This window comes from Qipengyuania psychrotolerans (assembly GCF_019711355.1).
In the GTDB taxonomy this organism is placed as follows: Bacteria; Pseudomonadota; Alphaproteobacteria; order Sphingomonadales; family Sphingomonadaceae; genus Qipengyuania; species Qipengyuania psychrotolerans.
In genome coordinates this window covers 2431517-2453679 of sequence record NZ_CP081297.1, presented here as the reverse complement: position 1 = coordinate 2453679, position 22163 = coordinate 2431517, and the positions used below count along the sequence as shown (strand labels likewise).

The following is a 22163-nucleotide window of genomic DNA, read 5'->3' as shown; positions in this document are numbered from 1 at the left end:
AGTCAGCTACCTCGCCAGCCGAGCCTTTCGACCTTGCGCAGCCATTTTTTGCGGTGTGCCGAGCTGCCTTCCACGTTCCCGACAAGCGAAACCTTGACCGGCGAAATGCCTGCAAATCCCAGGATACTGCGTTTCAGGCTTTTCACGCTATGGGCGCGGAACCAGACGGAATAGATACGTGACGGCATCCCCATGGTGACGATAAGGCGGCCGGACTTGCCCTTCAGCAGCTTCTTGTAGCTGCCGTTTTCCAGCCGCTCGATCGCGATGCCAGGCCGCGCCAACTGTTCCAGCATTGCCTTGAGCAGGGCGGGCATCTCACCCATCCAGAGCGGGTAGAGTATCACGACATGGTCAGCCCAGATGAGTGCATCCATCGCTTCTTTCAGTCCTTCGGGCAGTTCCCCTGAAATCCAGTCTGCCGGGTTCCTCAGGATCGGAAAGTCGAGCTTTGCGAGATCAACCCGCCTCACCTCGTGGCGCTCACTTGCGCTGGCGGCATATGCCGAGGCCAGAGCGTGGACATAGTGATCCGCATCGTTGTGGGGATGACCGTTGAGAACGAGAATACACCGCATGTCTGCAGGTTAGGTCGCGCCAGCAGAACTGCGGTATGCGTAGATACCCTTAAGACGGTTAGCCCCTCGCAATACCGATCCCTTCAGGACGATAAACGATTAAACAGGCGTTTGACGTCATCTGCCCGGCAGAGGTCGGTGCCGGGTGTGAGTACGGCGGCCGCTCCTGCAGCAAGGCCAAATCGAAAGGCCTCGTCCACGGGTTTGCCGCTGGATAGCGCGTGGACCATGGCCGCCAGAAAGCTGTCGCCCGCACCAACCGCGCTTTTCGTCTGAACCGTGATGGCAGGCAGCCGCAGCGATCCGCCAGCGCTCGCCAGCAATGCGCCCCGTTCCGCCATCGTGACCGCCAGGTATTCGACCTTGCCGCTCCGGACCAGGTCGGTTGCTGCCTCTGCAATTGCGGTATCGTCGGGCAGGTCGCCGCCCACCAGGGCGCGAAATTCGCCGAGACTGGGTTTCGCGAGGAAGACCTTGCCGCCGGCGATCCCCTGAGCAAGCGCTTCGCCGGAGGTGTCGAGCACAAATCGCATGCCATTTTCCGCCGCGATGGCTGCGACTTGTGCATAGAAATTGGTCGGTACACCGCGCGGCAGCGATCCGCTGGCGACCAGGAAATCGTGGCGCGCTTGCCCCAGCTTTGACAGACATTCGCGCCACTCTGCTTCTTTCACTTCGGGCCCGCCGGGCACGAAGCGAAATTCCTGGCCGGTGCTGCGTTCATGGACAGCAGTGCTGACACGGGTTTCGCCTGCTATCCTGATCGGCGAGCGCACAAGTTGATGCAGGTCGAGCAAACCGTCGAGCGCAATTCCCGTGGCACCGCCGGACAGGTAATAGCAGCGAGCATTGCCGCCAAGGCGGACGAAAACCCGTGCCACATTGATGCCGCCGCCGCCGGGATCGTAATGCTCGTTCCGCGCCCGCATCTTGCGCATGGGAATGACTTGCTCGACCTCGCAAGCGACGTCGAGCGTCGGGTTGAGTGTCAGGGTGCCGATATCCATCATGGACATTTCTCCAGCTCCGGGGTGCCTGCCTCAAGCGCCTGCTCGGCAGCGGCGACATGCGATTTGACCGCCACGAAACTGTCGGGAGTGACGGAGATAGAGTCGATCCCGCATTCGACCAGAATTCGTGCGAACGCAGGATCGTCGCTCGGAGCCTGTCCGCACAGGCCCACTTTCGTGCCATGTCGGTGCGCCTCTTCGATGACATGGCGGATCATCCATTCGACAGCCGGATCGCCCGCGTCGAACTGGTCGGCAAGCAATTCGGAATCGCGATCGATACCAAGCGTAAGCTGGGTGAGGTCGTTGCTCCCGATCGAGAAGCCGTCGAACCGCTGGGCAAAATCTCCCGCGAGCACCACGTTCGACGGGATTTCGCACATCATATACAGCTCGAGATCTTTTTCGCCCCGCACCAGCCCTTCATCGCGCATCGTCTCGATCACGCGGTCAGCTTCTTCCACCGTGCGGCAAAACGGGATCATGATGGCCACATTGGTAAAGCCCATGGTTTCGCGCAGGTGCCGGATCGCCTGGCACTCCAGCGCGAAACCGGCCCGGTATTGGGGCGAGTAATAACGCGCGGCCCCCCGAAAGCCGAGCATGGGGTTTTCCTCGATGGGTTCAAACGCTGCCCCGCCGATCAGTCCGGCATATTCATTAGTTTTGAAGTCGCTCATGCGCACGATGACCGGCCGGGGGAATTGCACTGCCGCAATCCGGGCGAGTCCTTCCGCGAGCTGGTCGATGAAGTAATCGCGCTTGTCTTCATACCGCGCAGTCAGACGCTCGATCTCGGCCTTTGCGGCGGTGTCTTCGAGCTCGGAGAAGTGCACAAGCGCCATCGGGTGGACCTTGATGGTGTTGGCGATGACGAATTCCATGCGCGTGAGCCCGACCCCGTCGCTCGGCAGCTGCCACCAGCGACCCGCAGCGCCTGGGTTGGCGAGATTGAGCATGATCTTGGTGCGCGTTCGGGGCAGCGCGGTCACATCCACCTCGGCCACTGTGACAGCGGCTTTGCCGGAATAGACGATCCCCTCGTCACCGCCGATGCAGCTGACAGTCACTTGCTGCCCCGATTGGAGCACCTTTGTCGCATCGCCCGTTCCCACGACTGCGGGAAGGCCGAATTCGCGGCTGACGATGGCGGCATGCGATGTGCGGCCGCCGTGGTCGGTGACGATGGCCGCTGCGCGCTGCATCACGGGCACCCAATCCGGATCGGTGGTCGATGTGACCAGGACAGAGCCGTCGACGAAATTGGCAATGTCGGCAGCGCTTTTGATCAGGCATACGTCGCCGCTGGCCGCCGCCCCGCCAATGGCAAGGCCCCTGACAAGTTCGTCGCCTTGCTTGGAAAGCGAATAGGTCTTGAGTGAACCTGCCGCCTTGCGCGACTGCACTGTTTCGGGCCGGGCCTGGAGAATGCAGAGACCTCCGTCCGGACCGTCCTTGGCCCATTCGATATCCATCGGGCATCCGTAATGCTGTTCGATCAGGACTGCCCAGCGGGCCAGCTGGAGCACTTCTGCGTCGGTCAGTACGAATGCCTCGCGTTCGTCCTTGCTTGTCTCGATGCTGAGCGTCGAAAGATGCGGCCCGGCCGCGTAGACCATTTTCACTTCCTTGCTGCCGCGGCGCCGCGCCACGATGGGGCTCACACCCGGATCGTCGAGGAGCGGTTTGAAGACCTGCCATGCGTCGGGATCCACAGCCCCTTGCACGATATTCTCGCCCAGCCCCCACGCGCCGTCGATCAGCACCATGTCGGGAAAACCTGTCTCCGTATCGATCGAGAACATCACGCCGGAACAGGCCTGGTCCGCGCGCACCATTCGCTGCACGCCTACTGAAAGGGCAACCGACCCTTCGGCAAAGCCGTGCGCTGCGCGGTATGTGATCGCCCGGTCGGTATACAGCGATGCGTAACAGCGGCGGCACGCATCGAGCACGGCATCTTCGCCGGTGATATTCAGGAATGTCTCCTGCTGGCCCGCGAAGCTCGCTTCAGGGAGATCTTCGGCTGTGGCGCTCGAGCGGACGGCTACCGCCGGTTCTTGTCCTCCTGCATGCTCGGTCATCTGCGCATAGGCTTCGCAAATTGCTCTGCGCAGTTCTTCCGGCCAATCGCCCGCGGTGACGGCGTTCCTGATTGCCTTGGCGGTATTGGCCAAATCGTCCTTGCCGCCCTCATATGCGGCGATGAGATCGGCGATGGTTCCGTTGAGCCCGTTGAACTCCAGAAACAGCCGGAAGGCGTTGGCACTGGTCGCGAAACCGCCGGGGACCGCAATTCCCTTGGGGACGAGCGACTGGATAAGTTCGCCGAGCGAGGCATTCTTGCCGCCGACAATTCCGACATCTTCCTTCGAGACCTGGGCGAGGTTCAGCACGAGTTTCTGTGTCACAGGGTTTCTCCAACGGGTTGGCGCAATGTTGCTTCACACCGCACATCGATCCGGCGCGTTTCTCCATCGGGAGGGAAGGCAATTGCGGCGTCCGAAACGCTCTCGCCATCGACCGTGATTAACTGGCCGCGCACGTCAGCTGCTGCCGAAACCTCGAAAACCAGCCGCGCATTGCCTCGGCGCAGGGTTGCGCGAAAGCCCGGCCAGCCGCTTGGCAGCGATGGGTTGATGCGCACTTTGCCTTCATCCATCGAGATGCCCAGAATACCCTCGACGCCAAGTCGCCACGCCCATGCCGCAGCGCCTGTGTACCAACTCCACCCCCCTCTGCCGCGGTGTGGTTCTGCCGAGGCAATGTCGCCCGCCACGACGTAGGGTTCGATCCGGTAAAGCTCCGCACCCTCGGCGCTGGCAGTGCGCCTGGCCGGGCAGATCATGTGGAACACGTCGAGAGCGCTGTCGGCGTCACCGGTCTGGGCGAGTGCCAGCCCGAGCCATGCAGCAGCATGGGAATATTGTCCGCCGTTTTCGCGCAGCCCCGGCGGGTATGCTGCGATATAGCCGGGATCGATCACGCTCTTGTCAAATGGCGGCCACAGCAGGCGGGCCAGACGCGCCTCGCCATCAATCAGCTCGCTGCGCGCTGCATCAAGCGCAATTGCAGTGCGTTCGGGGTGCGCGCCGGCAAACACGGCCCAACTCTGCGAAATGGAATCGATCCGGCATTCGCCATCCCTTGCAGAACCGAGCGGATGCCCTTCGTCATCATAGGCGCGGCGGTACCAGCCGCCGTCCCATCCTGCATCTTCGGCATTACGCCGCCAGGTGCGCGCGGTTTGCGCCCATTGCGCGGCCTCGTGCTGGCGGTCTAATCGCTGTTCGAGATCTACGAGCAATCCCGCCGTGACCGATGCGAACCAGGCCAGCCACACGCTTTCCCCGCGCCCCTCGTCACCGACACGATCCATACCGTCATTCCAGTCGCCCGTGCCCATGAGCGGGAGGCCGTGTCCGCCCAGCGCGACCCGTTCGAGCGCGCGCTCGCAATGCTCGATCAGCGGCGCATCGGTGAGGGCAGTGGCAAATTGCGCATAGCGATCATGCTCGTCGGGATTGAGGGGCGGTGCGGTGAGAAAGGGTACGATTTCGCTGAGGATCGTGAGGTCGCCGGTCGCGCGGACATATGTTCCGGTGGCATAGGGAAGCCACAGCAGGTCATCGGAGAAGCGCGTTCGCACGCCGCGGTCGGAAGGCGGATGCCACCAGTGCAGGACGTCACCTTCTTCGAACTGGTGCGCGGCGCAGGTCAGGATATGAGCGCGCGCTCTTTGCGGAGCGATGTGCAGCAGGCCCAGCACATCCTGCAGCTGGTCCCGAAAACCGATCGCGCCGCTCGCCTGGTAGAATCCTGCCCGCGCCATGATGCGCGACGACAGCGATTGGTAAACCAGCCAGTGGTTGATCATCATGTCAAAAGCGCGGTCGGGAGTTTCCACCGTGACCGCGCTGAGCAAATCGTCCCATCTCGCAGTCAGGGCAGCTTCGGCGCCTGTTATCGCAGCGGGCACGCGCCATTCCGCAGCGAGGGCGAGCGCCTCTTCCTCATTCGCCGCTTCCCCCAGGATAAACGTCACTTCGCCGGTTTCGCCCGGCGCAAGATCGATATGGACCTGATAGGCTGCGCAGGCATCTTCGCCAGCGACCTCGGTAGCGGCCAACCCCCACCGCCGCAGTCCTTCGGGCTCTTCATATCGGCCTTCACGCCCGAGAAATTCTTCCCTGTCGGTGGTAAAACCATGCGCCCTCCGGGTGGCACAAAGAAATGCACAGCGACCGGCGAAATCCGCGCTCCACGGACTGGAGGCGAGTAACGTCTGCGTGGCCTCGTCGAACCGGCACGCAACATGGCGGCGGGAAACAGAAGGCAGGGATCCAAGCAGCCATTCCGCGTAATAGGTCGCAGTAAGCCTGCGGGGCCGATCCGCCTGGTTCCCCAGGCGCAGGCGTACAAATTTGACTGGCGCGTCTGACGCCACGGAAATGCGCTGCTCCTGAGCCAGCCCGTGGGATGTCCGGCGCCACTGGGTGAAACCTGCGCCGTGGCGGATTTCGCATGGCTGGCCCTGCCCGGCGGGGGCCGGAGTGACGGACCATGTGGCAACGGTCTCCTCGTCCCGAAGATAGAGGACTTCGCCGGTGCGGTCAGTGACGGGGTCATTGGTCCAGGGGGTCAACCGGTTCTCGCCGCTGTTGACCGACCAGCTGAAGCCGCCGCCGGCTTCGGTCACCAGCGTGCCGAAATCATCGTTGGCCAATACGTTCACCCATGGTGCCGGCGTTGTCTGCCCCGGTTGCAGCTTAATCACATATTCGCGCCCGTCCGGAGAGAAGCCCCCCGTCTCATTGAACATGAAAAGGTCCTCTGCGGCGGGCGCTGGGACAGGAGGATCGGACAACTGCGGCAGCGTTGGCAGGATCGGCGGAGGCAGGGGGACGGAGCTTTTCGCATTCGCCAGCTGATCTTGAAGAGACCCGCCGTCATCATCGAGAATAGCCCATGCCATTGCTTCGAGCATCTGGACCTGATCGGTCCCGCTCTGATCCGCGAACAGCAGATGAATGCCGCCGTTTCGGCCCAACATATCGCTGGCACCGATTTCCCTGAGCAGCTCGAACAGTTCGCCTCGTAGTGGTTCGACATAGGCTGATCCCGAATTCTGCAGGATGACGAGGTCGACAGGCAATCCGGTTCGCCGCCAGAGCTCATGCGCGCTGGCGAGAAGGGGGAGCAGATGCTCTCCATTGCGGTTCACGCGCAGCAACAGGATGGGCAGATCGCCCGATAGCGCCAGGCCCCAGAGGCTCGATTGGCCGAAGCGATTGTTGCGGATCCGGTCCGGACCTGTCCGCAAGGCGCCATGCGGGTGGATCATCAGCGTACCCAGAGCCTGTACGGCAGGCAGATCTTCGACCTTCAGCCTACTGCGCGCGACTACACGGGCGGATTCAAGCGTGGCATCGCCAACAATCCAGTCCATCGAAGCGAGAGTGGCATGGCGGGCGGCCATCTCCCGTGCCTTGGCTCCGCTCGATGCAACCGCCGTGTTCAGGCACATGACTTTCTGTTGCCCCGGCTTCAGATCAATCTCCCACTGGAGCGCCGAAATGGGATCGAGCGTGAATCCGCTCGTGGCGGTAAGAGGCTGGGAGGCACCGATCGGATTATCCAGTCCGCGATTGCGCCCGATAAAGGCCCGGCGATCCACTTCATGCCGAAGCGCGCTAATGGGGCCGTTTTCGTCAATGGCGAACTGGGTCATCGACGCAGGCGTCTCGTTCGCGTTTCGCGGCCGGCGAGTGAACAGAAGCCCGCCCAGGCGCGGTACGAACTCTCCGCCCGTAAACAGCTTGCTGAATGCCGGATGCCGCTCATCGTCAAGCGGCGGCGCAAGCACTATCTCGGCATAGGTGGTCAGGCGCAGACGGCGCAGACGGTCACTTTCGTTGACCAGTGTCACCCGGCGCATCTCGATGTCGTCGCCGCTTCCTACGCACACCTCCAGCCGCAGGTCGATGCCGTGGTCGCGGCGATGAAACTCGGCGAGATGCGGCTGGAACTGGACGTGAAATTCGTCTGGGATCGCACCGGTGGGCTGGCGGGTCGCCGACCACAGCGCCCCGCTTTCCATGTCCTGAACATAGAACCAGAACCCGTCCGCATCGCGAGTGGCGTCGGGTGAAAACCGTGTCAGTGCCTGTCCCTGCCACCGCAGCGCCCCGCCGCCGCTTTCCCCGATCCAGCTCGACAGGCGGCCGTTACCCAGGACCTGGACCTGAGGGAACGCCATCGGTGCAGGTGCCCAAGGCGCAATCGGCCCGACATCCTTGGCGGTCTCGCCATGAGCAAGCGTTTCGAGCCGCTCGATTTCGGGCGGTATTTCATTCGGAACCCGCTCGCTCAGTAGCAGCGACACGAGCTTCATTTGCGGATCCCGCAGGAACCGGGCAACCATCCGGTCATCGGTCAGCGCGTTGGCGATCGCGCAAAGCACCATGCCCTGATGATGAGCCATGTACGCCATGACAGGCATGAAAGCCTGCGACGCGGGAGCGCGGTCAGGTGTAAAGTCGAGCGCCTCCCACATCCCGAAACGGCCTTGCGCACCCAACTCTGACAGTCGCCTCAGATTGGCGGTCGCCTGCTGCGGAGCCACAGCCAGTGCCAGTGCCGATGCATAAGGAGCAATGACGTTATCGCGGGCGAGCCCTCGCTTAAGCCCGAGGCCGGGAGTCCCGAAAGCCTGGTAGCGATAGCGGTGCTCGGGATCGCGTTCGGCATAAGCGGATTCCGAGACGCCCCACGGTGTACCAAGCGCCTTGCCGGATCGCCGCTGGATCTCCACCGACACCCGTTCGCTCTCGCCCAAGAGGGTATCCGGTTCCCCGCGCAGCAGCAGGCGCGGCATGAGGTATTCGAACATCGAGCCGTTCCACGAGACGAGCGACAGCCCCCCTCGCACACGCGTCACCGGGCGCTGCAAATGAAACCAGTGCTCGATCGGAACATCGCCCTTCGCGATGGCGAAATAGCTCGCAAGCCGGGCTTCGGAGGCAAGCAGGTCGTAATGGTGCGTGTCGATCCGGCTCGCGGTGACATTGTGTCCGATGAAGAACAGCCGCCGTTCGCGGTCGTAAAGCCAAGAAAAATCCATTGACCAGGCCAGCGCGATGACTTCTTCGGCCAAGGACAGCATTTCGTCCGGCAGATCGTTGAGCGGATCAAGATCGCGGTGCATCTCGTCCACGTGATGACGCAGACGATCGAGCCAGATCAGCAGGTCGCGCATGTGCTCGGGCGTGGCATCTCCGGCTGCCTCGGCGACTGCTTCCGCAGTGTCTGCAAGCCCTGTCAGTTCGGTTTGGCGTAACCAGTGCACAAACTCGGCGAGGTCGGTCTCGCTGCCTCTGGCGGCCTGTTGCGCGCGCGATTTTATCGCGGCGATATGAGCGCGCAATTGCGCAGATCCGGACAGCCCCAGCGCCGCCTCGTCCAGCAATGCAATGATATCTTCGAGCCCACTCCAGCGCTGCGCTTCGAATCCAGCGCTGCTGGCGGCCTCTCGCAGTGTTTCCGCATACGCGATCAGGCTTACTGCGAGATTGCCGCTGTCGACAGTCGAGACATAGCGAGGCTCGAGCTGGTGAAGATGCCGGGTTTCATACCAATTGTAGAAATGCCCGCGATAGCGTTCCAGCTGCGCCAGCGCATCGAGCACATTGCGGCCGCGCGCCGCCAGTTCCGCTCGCCCGAGAAAACCGAGATCCCAAGCCGCGGCGGTCGAGACGAGCAACATGCCGATGTTGGTTGGCGAGGTGCGATGACCGATCTCTTCATGTGGCGGGCCCTGGTAATTGTCCGGCGGCAGCCAGTTGTCCTCCGGCCCGGCGAACCTTTCGAAGAAATACCACGTGCGGCGGGCCAGCAATCTCAGGAACTGTTCGTCGCCTGTCCCCAGCGGTGCAGCCTTGGTTTGGCGCGGCCTGCTGCTGAAGAGGGCGATTTCAGGTGCCACCAGCCACGCTGCGATAAGCGGTAGGGCCACCGGCAAAGCTGCCGGCCTCAGGAGGGCCAGGGTCACTCCGATCACGCCGGCAAGCACAGGACCCATCCACATTTCGCGCCAGACCAGCCGGCGCGGGCTGAGCTCGGCCATGCGCGAGGCGATATGCGCGGCAGATGTCCATTCGAGCAGGTGGTGGTGGCTTACGAATGTGCGCCACAAGGTGACGGTAATGGCATGCAATGACAGGACCGCCTCGTGCATCAGGTAGACCATGAGCTGCAGCCAGCGCCCTGCCTGGTCCGCCCACCGCGCACGCATGCCGTATGTAGCCCCTACCCGGCGTCCTCTCGCCAATCCGCTGACGATATCCGTCATCAATTGCCAGCCGGGCGCCATGACGACGAGCGCTGTCCAGAACCACGGGGCCCCCGGCAGTATCAACCAGCCAGCCACCGCGAGGAAAAGCAGGCCGGGCGCGACCATGCTGCGGCGCAAATTGTCGAGCATCTTCCACCGGTCTATTCCGGAAATGGAGTTTCTCAGGCGCGTGCCGTCAGGACCCGGCACACGCGGCCAGAGCCAGGCGAGCAATTGCCAATCGCCGCGGACCCAGCGGTGCAGCCGCCGGGCATATTCGGGATAACTCGCCGGGAAATTTTCGTAGAGCACGATGTCCGTCGCAAGCGCGGTGCGGCCATGCGCGCCCTCGAAAAGATCATGACTCAGGATGCGGTTCTCAGGAACACGCCCGTCAACGGCGGCATGAAAGGCGCGAACATCGTAAATGCCCTTGCCGACGAAAATGCCCGCACCGAAAAGGTCCTGGTACACATCGGATACCGCCCGGCTGTAGATGTCGATTGCGGTGTCTCCGGTGAACAGCCTGGCATAAAGGCTGCGATTGCCGGCCGGGGGCGATATCTCGACGCGCGGCTGCACCAAGGCGTAGCCTCGCTCGACCGTGCCGCTTTCGGAATCGTACTCCGCCCGGTTCAGCGGGTGGGCGATGGTTCCCACAAGGCGCGCAACCGAACTGGGTGGCAGCATGGTATCGGCGTCGACCGTCACGACGTAACGGACATCGCGAAATGCTGCCTTGTTTCCAATGTGCGCCGAAAAGGCAGTCCAGTCGCCTTCCACGATCAGCCGGTTGAACTGCTCCAGCTTTCCGCGCTTGCGCTCCCAGGCCATCCAGCAATCCTCGGATGGATTGAACAAGCGCGGGCGGAGCAGGAGATGGAACGGTCCTTCGGGTGCGCGGTCGCCGTGGCGATGGTTCAGTTCCTTGATCGCCCGGTTCAGGGCCTCGGCGATGCGCGCGTCTTCCGGCATGACCTCAGCATCGGCGTCTGCGAAATCGGCCAGCAGCGCCACTTGCAACAGGGGATCGACATTGGCCAGCCAGTGGGTTTCCAGTTGCTGGGTGAGGCTTGCCAGTTCCTTCTCCGAGCCGATCACCACCGGCACTACGACGAAGCATTTCGCATCGCGAGGCAGTCCGTGGCGGCAATCGAGTTTGGGGAGCACGGTCGGAGAAAGCAGACGTGTGATCGCCCAGTGGACGGCCGTGATCGCGAGCACGGAGGCGGGCACGATGCTGGCAATCATCGCAATCATCCAGCCGGCAAGCGGCGCTTCGACATACGCAAGATAGAGCGCTGGCAGGATCAATGCCAAGATGCCGCTGAGCGCGATTGCCAGGGCGTAAAATCTGCCCGCGTGGCCCATTACAAGTCGGCGCAGTCGCAGGCCCGGATCGACGACCGTACCCAGCTCTCGTTCCAGAGCGGGCCGGCCAGCATCGACCAGCCAGTATCCGACGTGGTGCGCGACCTCTTCATCCGGGCTGGCGCGTGCGTGGCGGACGGCAGCTTCGGCAACTTCACGTTCACCGCAATTGCTGGCTCGCGCCAGCTGTTCGACAGCGTTGCGGTAATGGTCGCGCGTCTCGAAATCCATCCGTGCATAGAAATGCGTCGGATCGCGCGACAGGATCTTTTCGACCACGCTCACCCGGTCGAAGAAATCCTCCCAGGGGATTGATGCGATGATGCCAAGGTTGGAAATCGAGCGTGCAACCCGCTCGGTTGGATCGAGCGACAGTGTGTCGAGGCCAAGATCGCTGGCAGAGAAAGGAAGGTCTCGCGGGGTCGCAAGCAGTGATGCAAACGACACCACGAGATGTTCCACGCACGCAATTCGCAGCATGGTCGGAAGCGCCCAGACTTCCGCGATCTTCAGCGGCAAACGCTGCTGGTAAGCCTCCACGAATTCGGCGAGGCCATTGAGTGACACCTGCATGTGACTGGCACGCAGGTATTCCGCGGCCAGGTCATAAACGCGCGGGATACCGCGCTGGTCTGACCGCAGCGCCGGCAGTTGGCGGTAGAAGGCGGGCGGAAGATCCTTGTCGATCCTGCGCAGCGCGCGATAGACTTGGTAGTCGTTGTCGAGCAGCCACTCTGCTGCCTTTCCGGCGTCCGGCGGGGGGTCGACGCAGACCTGCCTCGTTTCTTCGAGCCATCGTTTGATGTCCGGAAGGTGGTTCAGGACAGTGATCGGAACGGGATGAGCGCGGCCAAGCCGATGTTGCGTAGCCAGTTCGTGCGCCGCATGTTCGAGCGGCGACTCGAGATCGGCGGGGGCGGTCACTCGTCAAAGCGAAAAACGGAAGGATTGCGGCAATTTTTCTCCTTCGGACCGAAACTGCAGCGTAAATTTGGCCTGACGATCAGGAGGGGCGCCGGTGCATGTTCGGCGAGGTATTTGGTAACGCTGCCACAAGCGACATCGCTCAATCCGGTGGTGCCATGCGATGCCATCACGATCAGATCGACATCTTCCGAGATCGCCGCGTCGCGCAGCATTGAACGCGGATCGCCTGGCCCGCGAAGGATCGTTTCCACCTCGAGACCGTCCTCGATGCTCCGGCTGCGAAGCTCCTCCAGGTGGTTCTTGCCGTGGCGCCTTTTCTGTTCGTCCAGCTCGTTACTAAGCCGGTGAAGCTGCGGGGCGTTTACTGTTTCAAGAATTTCGGTCGGCGGTACGATGTGGATCAGCATCAGGTCGGCCCCGTGGGTCCGCGCAATGCGGCGTGCGACGGGCAAGACCGCATCTCCGCGGCCGGAACCGTCGATGGGAACCATGATCCTGCGATACGGGCCTTTTCGCGGTTGGCCTGGTGGGACTATCAGCAGTGAGTGTTCGCCGCGTTCAAGCAGCGACTGGGCCGTTGAACCCATGCCCCTGCCGTCTTCGAAGCGCCGCCGCCCCGTGGCCAGCAGAGTGGCACCATGATCTAGCGCCCAGTCGCTCAATTCGTCGGCTGGCGTACCGGCCAGAAGCACCCTGTTGGTAATTACCTGGCCTTCTTCCTGACCGGAAAAGCGGCGCAGGTCCTCTTGCTGTGTCCGCCGCCGCAGCTGCCATTCGATCGGGTCCGCTGGCGATGCAAATTGGCCCGGGGCATCGATTACGCGGGCAAACGTCACTTCCATGCCCAGACTGCAGGCAATCGCCAGTGCCTGCGCCGAAACGGCTTTTGCCATCTCCCCGTCATCAATGCACGCCAGCAGGCGAGGCACCTCGCTTTTAGGGCGAAAGATTCCTTGCGGCGAAGTGCGCGAACCGTATGAGGTCGTGGCGGTACGCGGTCCGATTTCAGCATAGTTTCTGAACTGGCTGCCAATCACTGCGATCTCCTAGAAGGGTGACGCGGGGGCGAGTCTCCGGCGTCTTGATCAAGCATGAGGTCGGGGCAGGTCGCAGCCTATACGGAACCCTCCTTAATCGCTGCACTCAGGACACTTACGGATGGAGCGGACCGGGCGCACTCTGCGAACCTGAGCGGCAATGCGCTCCACCAAACTTCTGCTTCATCAGACTTCGCCGTTTCCAGTCGGCGTGACGGGAAACGGGCGGTGAGCGGAGTTACCCTCGCGCCACCGATCATCGGCTTCTGCCTTGCCGCCAGCGCGGTGTGGTGGGCGGGCACGCGCCTGCCTCGTTTCGTCGTGGCGCTCAGTGACAAGACAAGTCTGGGCCAAGGGTTTGCCGGGCTGCTTGTACTTGGCGGCATTACATCCCTGCCTGAATTGGCGACAGCGACGACCGCAGCGGCCATCGGTGCTCCGCTGCTTGCAATGAACGACGTCCTGGGCAGCGCGGCGTTCAATGTTCTGTTGCTTGCAATTGCCGACATGCTGCTGGGACCGCGACCGCTGACCTCGGTCGTGGCGCGGCCGGTCACGCTGATCCAGGGCGTGTCGGGGATGATGGTCCTTGCGCTTATCATTGCGGCGATCACTTCCGATGGCCGCGCACCCATAGGCGGACCCTATCTATGGCCAGCCATAATTTTTGCCGCCTCTATTGCGTCGATCCATATCGCCGATCGCACGGAACGGCGGCCGATGTGGCAAGTGATCGACCAGCCGGAACGGGCTTTCGCCGAGGCTGCCAAGCAGAGTGAGATCAGCTGGCGCACACTGCTCCTCTGGTTGTCGATACTGGCAGCGATCATCATGGTTGCAGGGGCGACGCTCGCAGCAACGGCGGCTCGCATCGCCACGCAGACCGGGATCGGCGGCAGCCTGATGGGTTTTCTCTTCGTGTCGGCCGCAACGTCGCTGCCCGAGTTTTCGGCCATTATCGGCGCCATTCGTCACCAGCGCTACGAACTGGCAATCGGTGAAGTATTCGGGTCCAACCTCTTCAATTTTTCGTTCATCCTGATCATCGACGCTGTCTCGAGCGGGCCGCCGGTGCTTGGGCTGGCAGGTCCGTTCGAGGCGATGGCAGCGCTTCTTGCCCTGTTGATGTCCGGCGTTTTCGTGCTCGGACTGGTGGAACGGCGTGATCGAACCATTCTGAGGATGGGAGAAGATTCGCTCGCAGTGATTGTCGTGTATGGTGCCGGCCTCGCGTTCCTGCTCGGTGCTGCACCAGGTCATTGACCGCGAAGTTCAGGGGCCTGCCTGCAACTAAGGATAGTCCCTTAGCGCGCGCATCGGGCCCTTTGCCTATCGTCGGATAATGTCAGATGCGGTCGATACGAAGCCGTCAAAAAGACGCGAAACCGCTTTTGTCGGGCAATCGCTCAAAAAGACTTACATCACGGGTGAAACCCAGGTGCATGCCCTGCGCGGCGTGGACCTCGAGATCAAGGCCGGCGAGATCCTCGTGCTGCTGGGCCCGTCGGGAAGCGGCAAGTCGACGCTGCTCAATATTATCGGCGGGCTCGACCGACCCACGTCAGGTCAATTATGGTACCGCGATACCGAACTCACTGCGCTGAACGAAGCCGAGCTAACGCGGTTTCGCCGGGCCAGCATCGGGTTCATCTTCCAGTTCTACAACCTCATTCCCAGCCTGACTGCCGAAGAGAACGTGCGGCTGGTTATCGATATCGCAGATGATCCCATGCCGGCGAAAGATGCTCTGGAGCTGGTCGGCCTAGCAGACCGGCGGCACCATTTCCCGGCCCAGCTTTCCGGCGGCGAACAGCAGCGGGTGGCCGTGGCCCGCGCCATCGCGAAGCGGCCGGGCGTCCTCTTGTGCGACGAGCCTACCGGGGCGCTCGACAGCGCAACCGGGGTCAGGGTTCTCGAGACGCTGGCGCAGGCCAATCGCGAACTCGGCACGACGCTGATCCTGATAACCCACAACGCCGGGATCGCCGCCATGGCCGACCGGGTGTTCAATTTCCTCGACGGGCAAATCGCGTCGATCCAGACCAATGACGTCCGCATTTCCGCATCGGAGATGGTCTGGTGAGAGCGCTCGATACCAAGCTGATGCGTGATCTGTGGCGCTTGCGCGGACAGGCCTTGGCGATCGGGCTGGTGATCGGGGCCGCGATGGCGACCTTCGTGATGGCGATGGGTGTGCACCACTCGCTCACCGAGACACGTGATGCCTATTATGATCGCTACAAATATGCCGACGTCTTCGTCAGCATGACCCGCGCCCCGCGCAGCATCGTGCAGCGGGTCGAGGCGATCGACGGCGCGGCCATTGCAGAAGGCCGGATAGAACAATTTGCCACGCTTGAATTTCCGGGCCGGATCGAACCGGTGCGGGCGCTCATCAACTCGGTCGGTGCAGGCGGGCATAGCAAACTCAATCAGCTGGTAGTGATCAGGGGGCGCGGCCCCGTGGTCGACAAGAGCGACGAGGTGGTGATCGACAAGGCCTTCGCCGATGCCAACGAAATAGGCCTGGGCGCGCATATCGATGCCATTATCTACGGTAGCCGGATTCGCCTGAAGGTGGTCGGGATCGGCCTCGCACCGGATTACATCTGGTCGATTGCGCCGGGCGAACTGGTCCCCGATGCGAGACGATTCGGGATCTTCTGGATGGGCGAGAAAGCGCTTGAGGCTGCGTCCGGTCACACGGGCGCGATCAACGCGTTATCGCTGAAGCTGGAGCGCGGTGCGAGCGAGCGGGAAGTTATCCGCCATGTCGATGCGATCGTCGGGCCTTATGGCGGCACCGGTGCAGTTGGCCGTGAAGACCACCTGTCTAACGCCTTCCTCAACAGTGAACTCGATCAGCTGGAGGCGATGACCACCATTATTCCGCCGATCTTCCTGCTGGTATCCACCTTCCTTGTTTATGTTGTGCTTGGCCGGATCATCCGGACCGAGCGCGAAGAGATCGGGCTGATGAAGGCCTTCGGCTACGGAAATGCAGAGATCGGCTGGCACTATTTGAAATTTGCCATCGCAGTCGCGTTGATCGGCATCGTGCTGGGTTCCTCCGTCGGATGGTGGATGGGACGTTCCATGACCGAGCAATATGCCGAATATTACCGGTTCCCCTTCCTCTACTATCAGGTGTCCGCGAGCGTTTTCGCGACCGGCGCGGCCATGGCTTTTGGATCAGCCGGCATCGGCGCTATCGGCGGTGTCCGAGCGGCGGCCGCCTTGACCCCGGCCGTTGCAATGTCTCCTCCGCCTCCGCCAATCTACCGTGCGGGCATGAGCGAGAAGCTGGGGCGATGGGCAGGAATTTCCGCCGTCGGGAGCATGATCGTTCGCCATATTGCACGATGGCCCGGGCGCTCGGCAGTGACTGTGAGCGGCGTTGCCCTGTCGCTCGGCCTGCTGTTCGCGACCATTCAGTTTATCGACGGGTCGCGCGCGATGCTGGACAACTACTTCTTCCGCGCGCAGCGCCAAGATCTCTCCGTCACCTTCATCGAGCCCCAGAACGAAAAGGTCCTGACTGAGCTGGCCTCGCTTCCGGGCGTTCTGAGGGTCGAGCCTGCGCGCGCGGTTCCGGTCGTTCTGCGCAATGGTGCCCGGTCGGAGCGGGTCGGAATAGAGGCGGCCGGCAGCGACGACCGCCTGACTGTGCGGGTCGACGCCGACGGCTATGAAGTCCCGCTGCCCGCCGCGGGCCTGATGCTCAGCAGGCCGCTGGCAACCAAGCTCGCGCTCGCCCCGGGGGACCGCGCGGAGGTGGAATTGCTGGGCGGGCGCCAGACTAGGACCACGCTGACAGTCGCGAGCATCATCGACGAACTCATCGGAACCCGCGCATATGCGCGCAGCGAGGCCCTGTCCCGCCTCACCCGCGATGGCACGCCGGTCGGCAGCGCGAACCTGCTGATCGATCCGCTTTACCGCGACCGGCTCATCATCGAACTGGGCGAAATGCCCCAGGTCCTCGGATTGACGGAGCGTGACGCAGCGATGAAACTGTTCGAACAGATAATTGACGAAAATATCATTTCGATGATGGGTTTCTACATCTCGTTCGCATCGGCCATCGCTGTCGGCGTGGTCTACAACAGCGCGCGCATTCTGTTTTCCGAACGCGCGCATGAACTCGCGACGATGCGGGTACTCGGCTATCATCGCAGTGAAGTGGGGATCGTCCTGCTTGGAGAACTGGCCCTGCTGGTTGCGATCGCCGTTCCGTTCGGGTGCGTAACCGGCTTTTGGCTGGCCCAGCTGATGGTCAGCATGTTCAGTTCGGATCTTTTCCGCCTTCCCTTTGCACCCAACAGGTCCAGCTATGGCTTCGCGACGCTGGTGGTGCTGGCTTCGGCCAGTGCAACCGCGCTGATCGTGGCGCGCCGCGTTGCAAGGCTCGACATGGTGCGGGTCCTCAAGGCGCGCGACTGATGTGGGCGCGGATCAAGAGTTGGCGCTGGGCCATGATCATCGCCGCGCTGCTGGTGGCGGGCCTTGCCTACAGCTTCTGGCCGGAGGCAGAGGCGGTCGACCTTGGTTCGGTCACTCAGGGGCCGATGGAAGTCGGACTGACCGATGACGGGGTGACCCGTGTGCATGACCTCTACACCGTGACGGCCCCCGTGACCGGGTATGTAACGCGGATCGAACTTGAGCCCGGCGATCAGGTGGTGGCCGGCCAGACGGTAATTGCGCGCATGGCGGGCATCCCGTCCCAGCCACTCGACAAACGTAGCCGCGCGGAAATTGCCAATGCGATCTCGGGTTCGCGCGCGGGCGAGGCAAGCGCGTCTGCGGCGCTGCGGCTAGCCGAGGCGGATCTTGGCCGGGCCGAGGCGCTGGCGGATCGCGGCTTCTTGGCCAAGGCAGAGCTCGACGCCCGGCGTGCGGCTGCGTCCTCGGCCCGCAGCGAACTGGCCAGAACGCGCGCAGAAACCCGCCGACTGCAAAGCCTGCTGGCCGAGCCTGCTGCGTCCGGCCTGCCGTCGGGCGGCGCTGTGGCAGTGCGCTCGCCTGAAAGCGGAGTGGTCTTGCGCCGCCTTGTCGAAAGCGAAGGCGTGGTCACACAGGGAGCAGCGCTGGTTGAAATCGGTAATCCCGCGCGCATCGAAGTGGTTGCAGACCTACTTTCCAGGGAGGCGGCGCAGATCGAACCGGGTGATGCTGTGAAGATAACCCGCTGGGGAGGTGAGGATGCACTGCCAGGCCGGGTGCGCCGGATCGAACCCTTCGGGAAGCTCAAGATATCCGCGCTCGGCATCGAGGAGCAGCGGGTCAATGTGATCATCGATTTCGAGCCCGCTGCCGCCCAGCGCATTGCGCGGCTCGGCCACGGGTACCAGGTCGATGCCACGGTGATCCTCTGGAGCGAGAATGAAGTCGTTCGCGTGCCGGTGGGCGCGCTGTTCCGGGCACCGGAAGGCGGCTGGCAGGTGTTCGTCGAGAACGGCGGCAAGGCGCAGTTGCGGGATATCGAGGTCGGCTACATCAACGAGGATTTCGCACAAGTTCTCGGTGGCTTGCAAGAGGGAGAGCGGGTCATCCTCAACCCCTCGGGCAACATCGCGGACGGTACCCGCGCAACTCCGCGCGATTAATCGTCGCCGGGATATTTCACGCGCGGGCCAATCCGGGCAATCACTTCTCGCGCATCGAAGGCGCGCAGATTGCCGTTGGGCATCGGGCCATCGCCGAGCCTTATTTCGGCGATCGCCTCGAACCGGTCGACCTCGCGGACATCGACGTGGTCGGTCCAGAAGGAATGGCCGTAATAGGGGTACCATGCCCGCCAGCCGCGCGGCCCGTAATACCTCCAGTAAGGGCGCCAGTAACCGTAATAGGAACCATACCAGGGATCGTAGAGGGGGTCAGCCATTACCCTGCGCTCGACCTCGTGTTCGACGACCCGGTCTTCGATCACGAACCAGGTGCGGCCTTGCTCAAGCGTCAGTTCGGCGGCGCGGAACAGCAGGTAGCTCTCGACCTGCTCGCGCGAGGTCAGTGAATTGCCGGCAAAAGACACTCTGAAGCGGTTTTCGCTGAGCCGTTCATCGCTGTACCCGCCCGAAATCCTGTTTGACGAAGAAACCGGCTGGTACGGCGTGCTGCTGTAGGCACAGCCGGTCGTTGCCAGGACACAAATGGCGAGTGCGGCTGTCATGACCCGATTAATTGATCGCTGCATCAGGGTTCTCCTCAAGCAATTGAGCTGCCTGCATTTTGTCTCGGCTCAGCTCTCACGCCATAGGTAATGTTCCGGTGACAGGCGCGCTTCGCCTGCGCGCCAGCCACCACTTCGCAGCTTCGGTGGAAAAGAGGACCAGCAGGGCGGCGCCAAGCCCTTGCGCGACCACTTCGGCACCAACCGGGCTGATGCCGAGCATGGTCTGCGTCAGCGGCACGTGCTGGGCCACGATGTGAAGCACCAATGCGGTGCTGAGCCCGGCAAACAGCCATCCGTTTTCCGGCGGATGCCACCTCCAGAAAGGCATGTGCAGATTGCGAACCGTGAGGAGGAAGGCATTCTGGAAAAGCACCACGATAAACAGCACGGTATTGCGGGCTTCATCAACACTATCCCCTGCCGCAAGATGGTCGGCCATGATCCAGACGGCTGCCGCTGTCATCACGATGGTCCCGGGAAGCATCAGGATGATGGCTTCGTGATCGACCAGCGTAGCCAGCTTGCGCCGCGGGGCCTTTTGCAGTTCGTCTCCTTCGCCTTTGCCAAAGCCGAGCGTCACATCCTGCAGACCGTTTGTGACGATGTTCAGCCACAACAGCTGAACCGGGGTAAGCGGCATGGGTAGCCCGAAAGCCAGCGCGCCGATGAACATGAGAATTTCCGCCAGTCCGGTGGCCAGCATGAAAATCACGATCTTGCGGACATTGAGGAAGGTCACGCGCCCTTCTTCGATACCCGCCAGAATTGTCGCGAAATTGTCGTCAGCGATGACCAGGTCCGAGGCCGCACGGGCGACATCGGTCCCGCCTTTGCCCATTGCAACGCCGATGTCCGCAGCATGCAGAGCGGGGCCATCATTCACGCCGTCACCCGTTACTGCGACAATATGATCGCTGCGCTGGAGCGCCTTTACGATCGCCAACTTCTGCGCAGGTTCGATCCGTGCAAATACTTCCGCCTCGCTCACGGCGTGTGTGAAAGCATCGCTTTCGGGATCGAGCCGGGCCAGCTCCGACCCGGTCACGACATTTGCGGCCTCTGCATCCAGGCCCAGTTGCCGCGCAATGGCGAGGGCCGTTGTCGGGTGATCTCCCGTGATCATCCGAACCGAGATTCCTGCTTGAAGGCAGCGGGCAACCGCTTCGACAACGCCCAGACGAAGTGGGTCACTCAGGCCGACAAAGCCCAGCAGCCTCAGGCCATGCAACCGGTCATGGATGGGCCCGGCAGCTGATGCCGAATTTGCGTCGGCCAGCACCAGCACACGGTAACCCTCGCTTGCAATTTTCTCGGCAATATTGAGCGCATCTTCAGGACATTCTGCGCACATGGCGAGCACTGTTTCCGGAGCGCCCTTGACCACTAGGCGACTGCCTTCGGGTGATCTGGCTTCCACTGCAGCAAAGCGGGCCGCAGGCTCGTATGGCATGATGGCAAGGCGCTCGATCCCCAGCAACTGCTCGGGCTCGTTGCCGGTCTCGTGCGCCAGATCCAACAGGGCGATATCGACAGCATCACCGACCGGGCTGCCGGTGTCGGTCAGATGCGCTTCGTTGCAAATAGCTGCTGCCCGGCCGATCTCGCCCAGGCCATCGCGCATCATCCCGTCGAGCCACTGCTGGCGTTCGACACTCGTCCCGTCGGCAAGCACTACTCGATTCACGGTTAGCCGGTTCAAAGTCAGCGTCCCGGTCTTGTCTGTGGCGATAAGGGTGCACGATCCGAGCCCCTCGACCGCCGGCAGCGACCGGACGATAACGTTGCGCTGAGCCATGCGGCTTGCAGCCGCGGAAAGGGCAACGGTCACGGCGATTGGCAGTCCTTCCGGTATCGCTGCAACGGCCAGCGCGATGGCCAGCAACAGGAGCTCGCGCCATCCATCGCCTTGCAGTGCCAGCAATGCGGCAAGCACCAGGATCAATCCGACGGTGCCCACCGCAATGCGCCGCGCCAGTTTTGCCATCTTTCTGACCAGCGGCGTTTCAGCTGCGTTTCGGGCAGTGTCGGACAGCATCGAGCCGATCCCCGCCAGCAATGTCGCGGCGCCTGTTTCAACCGCGATGCCCTTGCCGCGGCCTTCCACCACGACAGTTCCGGCGTGCGCCATCGTGAGCCGGTCGCCTGCAACGGTCTCGGCATCAAGCAGGAGATTGGCGTCTTTCAGGACCGGCATCGATTCCCCGGTGAGCGAGCTTTCATCGATCCGGAGGCCGTGCGCATCGACGAGGCGCACGTCGGCCGTCACCTTCATCCCGCTTTCCAGTTCGACGATGTCACCGGGCACTATCTCTGCAGCGGAGATTTCTTGCACGGCCCCATTGCGGACGACACGGGCCACCTGGGGCACCAGGTTTCTCAGTGCGCGCGCGCCTGCGTCGGCCTTGTATTCCTGATAGCTGCCGACAAGAGCATTGGTTGTCAGGACGCCGAAGATGAACACGGCATCCAACCGGTCACCGATGGCCAGGGAAAGAACGCCGGCGACAATGAGCAGATAGATCAGCGGGTTGGCGAACTGGCGCGCAAATATGTCGATCAGGCCTGCTCGCCGGACCTCTGGCAGCAAGTTGGGGCCGTACTCGGACAGGCGTTCATCGACTTCGCTTTGGGTAAGGCCGCCATTCCTGGTGTCCTGCTGCACAAACACTTCGGCAGCAGTGCGTGCGTGCCAGGCCTGATTGGCCCCGAGGCGATTATTCTCGATCGAATGTC

General features: G+C 62.5%; 11 protein-coding genes. 4 read left to right on the top strand and 7 right to left on the bottom strand.

Features of this window, described 5'->3' with window-relative positions; all coding sequences use genetic code 11:
• Window positions 1–2: 2 nt before the first annotated feature.
• The 5 genes from K3166_RS11925 to K3166_RS11905 form a co-directional block, all read right to left on the bottom strand.
• Window positions 3–578 carry an NAD(P)H-dependent oxidoreductase gene (locus K3166_RS11925; RefSeq protein WP_221422425.1) on the bottom strand — a complete coding sequence of 192 codons (576 nt, stop codon included), beginning with the start codon at window positions 576–578 and terminating at the stop codon, window positions 3–5.
• An 83-nt stretch (window positions 579–661) separates the two neighbouring features.
• Complete coding sequence (locus tag K3166_RS11920) at window positions 662–1588, bottom strand: 1-phosphofructokinase family hexose kinase (RefSeq protein WP_221422424.1); 927 nt, start codon at window positions 1586–1588, stop codon at window positions 662–664.
• Window positions 1585–3999 (bottom strand): phosphoenolpyruvate synthase, encoded by a 2415-nt coding sequence (ppsA, locus tag K3166_RS11915; protein WP_221422423.1) that lies wholly within the window; start codon window positions 3997–3999, stop codon window positions 1585–1587. Before ppsA ends, K3166_RS11920 begins: the two co-directional genes overlap by 4 nt.
• Complete coding sequence (locus K3166_RS11910; RefSeq protein ID WP_221422422.1) at window positions 3996–12215, bottom strand: glycoside hydrolase family 94 protein; 8220 nt, start codon at window positions 12213–12215, stop codon at window positions 3996–3998. The genes ppsA and K3166_RS11910 overlap by 4 nt, the downstream gene beginning before the upstream one ends.
• Window positions 12212–13147 (bottom strand): universal stress protein, encoded by a 936-nt coding sequence (locus K3166_RS11905; protein WP_282098814.1) that lies wholly within the window; start codon window positions 13145–13147, stop codon window positions 12212–12214. Before K3166_RS11905 ends, K3166_RS11910 begins: the two co-directional genes overlap by 4 nt.
• A gap of 336 nt (window positions 13148–13483) precedes the next feature.
• Between K3166_RS11905 and K3166_RS11900 the strand changes: the two genes are divergently transcribed.
• From K3166_RS11900 to K3166_RS11885, 4 genes are all read left to right on the top strand, one after another.
• Complete coding sequence (locus K3166_RS11900) at window positions 13484–14518, top strand: sodium:calcium antiporter (protein ID WP_221422420.1); 1035 nt, start codon at window positions 13484–13486, stop codon at window positions 14516–14518.
• Window positions 14519–14597: 79 nt separating this feature from the next.
• Window positions 14598–15338 (top strand): ABC transporter ATP-binding protein, encoded by a 741-nt coding sequence (locus K3166_RS11895; RefSeq protein WP_221422419.1) that lies wholly within the window; start codon window positions 14598–14600, stop codon window positions 15336–15338.
• Complete coding sequence (locus tag K3166_RS11890; protein ID WP_221422418.1) at window positions 15335–17698, top strand: ABC transporter permease; 2364 nt, start codon at window positions 15335–15337, stop codon at window positions 17696–17698. The genes K3166_RS11895 and K3166_RS11890 overlap by 4 nt, the downstream gene beginning before the upstream one ends.
• Window positions 17698–18864 (top strand): efflux RND transporter periplasmic adaptor subunit, encoded by a 1167-nt coding sequence (locus K3166_RS11885; protein ID WP_221422417.1) that lies wholly within the window; start codon window positions 17698–17700, stop codon window positions 18862–18864. Before K3166_RS11890 ends, K3166_RS11885 begins: the two co-directional genes overlap by 1 nt.
• Here the strand turns inward: K3166_RS11885 and K3166_RS11880 are convergent.
• Window positions 18861–19427 carry a CC0125/CC1285 family lipoprotein gene (locus K3166_RS11880; protein ID WP_221422416.1) on the bottom strand — a complete coding sequence of 189 codons (567 nt, stop codon included), beginning with the start codon at window positions 19425–19427 and terminating at the stop codon, window positions 18861–18863. The two genes, K3166_RS11885 and K3166_RS11880, sit on opposite strands and share 4 nt — an antisense overlap.
• A gap of 76 nt (window positions 19428–19503) precedes the next feature.
• Entirely contained in the window at window positions 19504–22155 is a 2652-nt protein-coding gene (locus K3166_RS11875; RefSeq protein ID WP_282098813.1) for a cation-translocating P-type ATPase, read from the bottom strand.
• Window positions 22156–22163: the final 8 nt, after the last annotated feature.

Excerpts from the sequence above, each read along its gene's own strand:
- K3166_RS11920 (WP_221422424.1), bottom strand. The coding sequence starts at position 1,588 with ATGATGGATATCGGCACCCTGACACTCAACCCGACGCTCGACGTCGCT.
- K3166_RS11880 (WP_221422416.1), bottom strand. The coding sequence starts at position 19,427 with ATGACAGCCGCACTCGCCATTTGTGTCCTGGCAACGACCGGCTGTGCC.
- K3166_RS11895 (WP_221422419.1), top strand. The coding sequence starts at position 14,598 with ATGTCAGATGCGGTCGATACGAAGCCGTCAAAAAGACGCGAAACCGCT.
- K3166_RS11925 (WP_221422425.1), bottom strand. The coding sequence starts at position 578 with ATGCGGTGTATTCTCGTTCTCAACGGTCATCCCCACAACGATGCGGAT.
- K3166_RS11885 (WP_221422417.1), top strand. The coding sequence starts at position 17,698 with ATGTGGGCGCGGATCAAGAGTTGGCGCTGGGCCATGATCATCGCCGCG.